The organism is Oleiphilus sp. HI0086 (genome assembly GCF_001635225.1).
The window spans coordinates 1-2769 of sequence record NZ_LWFZ01000715.1; the positions used below are offsets into that span (position 1 = coordinate 1).

At 45.3% G+C, this 2769-nt stretch carries 4 protein-coding genes; all 4 read left to right on the forward strand.

All coding sequences use genetic code 11. From position 1 onward, the window contains the following. Positions 1-100 precede the first annotated feature (100 nt). The gene (gene rpmI / locus A3756_RS11650; RefSeq protein WP_068507660.1) at positions 101-292 is read left to right on the forward strand and encodes a 50S ribosomal protein L35; all 192 of its coding nucleotides are present in this window, start codon (positions 101-103) and stop codon (positions 290-292) included. Between the two features lie 39 nt (positions 293-331). Next, on the forward strand, positions 332-691 hold the full coding sequence (gene rplT, locus A3756_RS11655) for a 50S ribosomal protein L20 (protein ID WP_068507658.1): 360 nt from the start codon (positions 332-334) through the stop codon (positions 689-691). Positions 692-794: 103 nt separating this feature from the next. After that, the gene (pheS, locus tag A3756_RS11660) at positions 795-1793 is read left to right on the forward strand and encodes a phenylalanine--tRNA ligase subunit alpha (RefSeq protein WP_068507656.1); all 999 of its coding nucleotides are present in this window, start codon (positions 795-797) and stop codon (positions 1791-1793) included. Positions 1794-1814: 21 nt separating this feature from the next. After that, positions 1815-2769: phenylalanine--tRNA ligase subunit beta (gene pheT, locus A3756_RS11665; RefSeq protein WP_068553545.1), on the forward strand; the 955-nt coding region annotated here is incomplete at its 3' end.

The window sequence follows — 2769 nt, forward strand, 5'->3', positions numbered from 1 at the left end:
AAAATGGAAGGTCGGCAAATGATGATGGTGTTGGCCCCGAAAAAGAGAAAATAGCGCGGTTGCTATTTTTGTTAATTTTTCCAATGCGGAGTGAGATATTATGCCTAAAATGAAAGCAAAAAGCGGTGCTACAAAACGCTTTAAGAAAACAGCTAACGGATTCAAGCACAAGCAATCCTTTACTAGCCATATTTTGACTAAAAAATCACCAAAGCGTAAGCGTCAGCTACGTGGATGCAAGCAGGTTGCAGACTCTGATCAGTCTTCAATCAAGCGTATGCTTCGTATTTAATTTTTAGCCATTAAAATATAGTTTAGTAAGGAGTCAAATATGCCTCGCGTAAAACGTGGTGTCCAGGCGAACCGTCGCCACAAGAAAGTATTAAAGCAAGCTAAAGGTTATTACGGAGCTCGTAGCCGTATCTATCGCGTAGCTAAGCAAGCCGTAATTAAAGCAGGTCAATATGCATACCGTGACCGTCGTCAGCGTAAGCGTCAGTTCCGTCGTCTATGGATCGCGCGTATCAATGCTGGTGCACGTTTAAACGGTTTGTCATACAGCCGATTAATCGCTGGCTTGAAAAAAGCTAACGTTGAGATCGACCGTAAAGTATTAGCTGACTTAGCAATGAACGACGCAGCAGTATTTACTGTTGTTGTTGAAAAGGCTAAAGCTGCACTAGCAAACTAAGACTTAGTTCAACACTCGTTGAAACATAAGTAATAGCTGGATAGGGGGCGAGACAACTCACCCCCTATTTTTATTTTGAGTACTGTTTTTTCGGAGAGCAGTAATGGAAAACCTTGAACAACTTGTTCAACGCGCCATTAGCGCTGTAGATGCAGCGGAAAAAATTCAAGAATTGGACCAGGTCAGAGTTGATTACCTAGGCAAGAAGGGTGAAATCACCCAGCTACTCAAAACATTGGGTAAGCTAGATGCGTCTGAAAGACCAGCGGCCGGAGCAAAGATAAACGAAGCCAAAGAAGGTGTCTTGGAAAAACTGTTAGCCAAGAAAGAGTCCCTTGAAACAGCTGAGCTTGAGAACAAGCTCCGTTCAGAAGCTGTGGATGTCACCTTGCCAGGCCGCGCAAGCGATACCGGTGGTTTGCACCCGGTAACCAAAACAATGCGCCGAATTGAGCAGTTTTTTGCCAGAGCCGGTTACTCAGTAGAAGTAGGCCCGGAAATCGAAGATGATTACCATAACTTCGAAGCTTTGAATATCCCGGGGCATCACCCGGCACGTGCTATGCACGACACCTTTTACTTTGATGCAAATACCTTATTAAGAACTCACACTTCACCTGTGCAAGTACGCACGATGGAGAAGGGAGAGCCACCATTTCGTATGATCTGTCCGGGCCGTGTATACCGTTGCGACTCCGACCAAACGCATACGCCGATGTTCCATCAGGTTGAAGGCCTGCTGGTGGAAGAGAATGTTAGTTTTGCTGACCTAAAGAGTACCATTGAAGATTTCCTTCAGGTGTTTTTTGAGCGAGACCTGGCTGTTCGTTTCCGTCCTTCTTACTTCCCATTTACCGAACCTTCAGCAGAAGTGGATATCGAGTGGGGTAAAGACGCTGACGGCAATACCAAGTGGCTAGAAGTGATGGGCTGTGGCATGGTCCACCCGAAAGTATTTGAGTCCAGTGGTATTGATTCCGAAAAATACTCAGGCTTTGCCTTTGGTTTAGGTGTAGAACGCTTGGCTATGTTGCGCTATGGCGTAAACGACCTAAGAATGTTCTTTGAAAACGACCTTCGTTTCCTCAAGCAATTTAACTAAGTTAGTCAGGATAGTAGAGCAATGAAATTTAGTGAACAGTGGCTCAGAGAGTGGGTAAACCCTTCTATTGGTACAGATGATCTACTCCATCAAATCACCATGGCTGGCTTAGAAGTAGATGGCATGGACCCGGTAGCGGGTGAATTTACCGGCGTCGTTGTAGGCGAAGTGCTCAGCAAAGAACAGCACCCTGATGCTGACAAGTTAAGCGTTTGTCAGGTGAGTGACGGAAAAGAGACCGTCCAGGTAGTGTGTGGTGCTGCGAACGTGAGAGAAGGTTTAAAAGTACCCTTCGCGAAAATTGGTGCTGTGTTGCCAGGTAACTTTAAGATTAAGAAAGCTAAGCTGCGTGGCGTTGAGTCATTCGGTATGTTGAGTGCCGAGTCAGAGCTTGGTTTGGCTGAATCTTCAGATGGTTTGATGGAATTGCCTGTTGATGCACCCGTAGGTGCTTGTATTCGCGAATACCTAGGTTTAGATGATAACTGTATCGATGTTGATTTAACGCCAAACAGAAGTGACTGTTTGTCTATTGCGGGTCTTGCTCGCGAAGTCGGTGTCTTGAATAAAGAGAATGTCACTAAGCCACAGATTGAGTCAGTGGTTTCAGAGAGTGAACTTACCTTCAAGGTAAACTTACAAGACACAGAGGGCTGCCCTAAATACTTGGGACGCGTCATTGAAGGTGTCGACCTAACTAAGCCTTCACCATTATGGCTGCAAGAAAAGTTACGTCGCTGCGGTTTACGTAGTATTGATCCTGCCGTTGACGTAACCAACTATATTTTGCTTGAGCTCGGTCAGCCAATGCATGCATTTGATTTAGATAAGCTGAATGGCTCAATCAATGTACGTCAAGCTGAAAATGCTGAAAAACTAACCTTGTTGGATGGTCAGGAAGTTGAACTTCGTGATGACACCTTGGTTATTGCAGATGAAAACACTCCACTTGCAATCGCAGGTATCATGGGTGGCG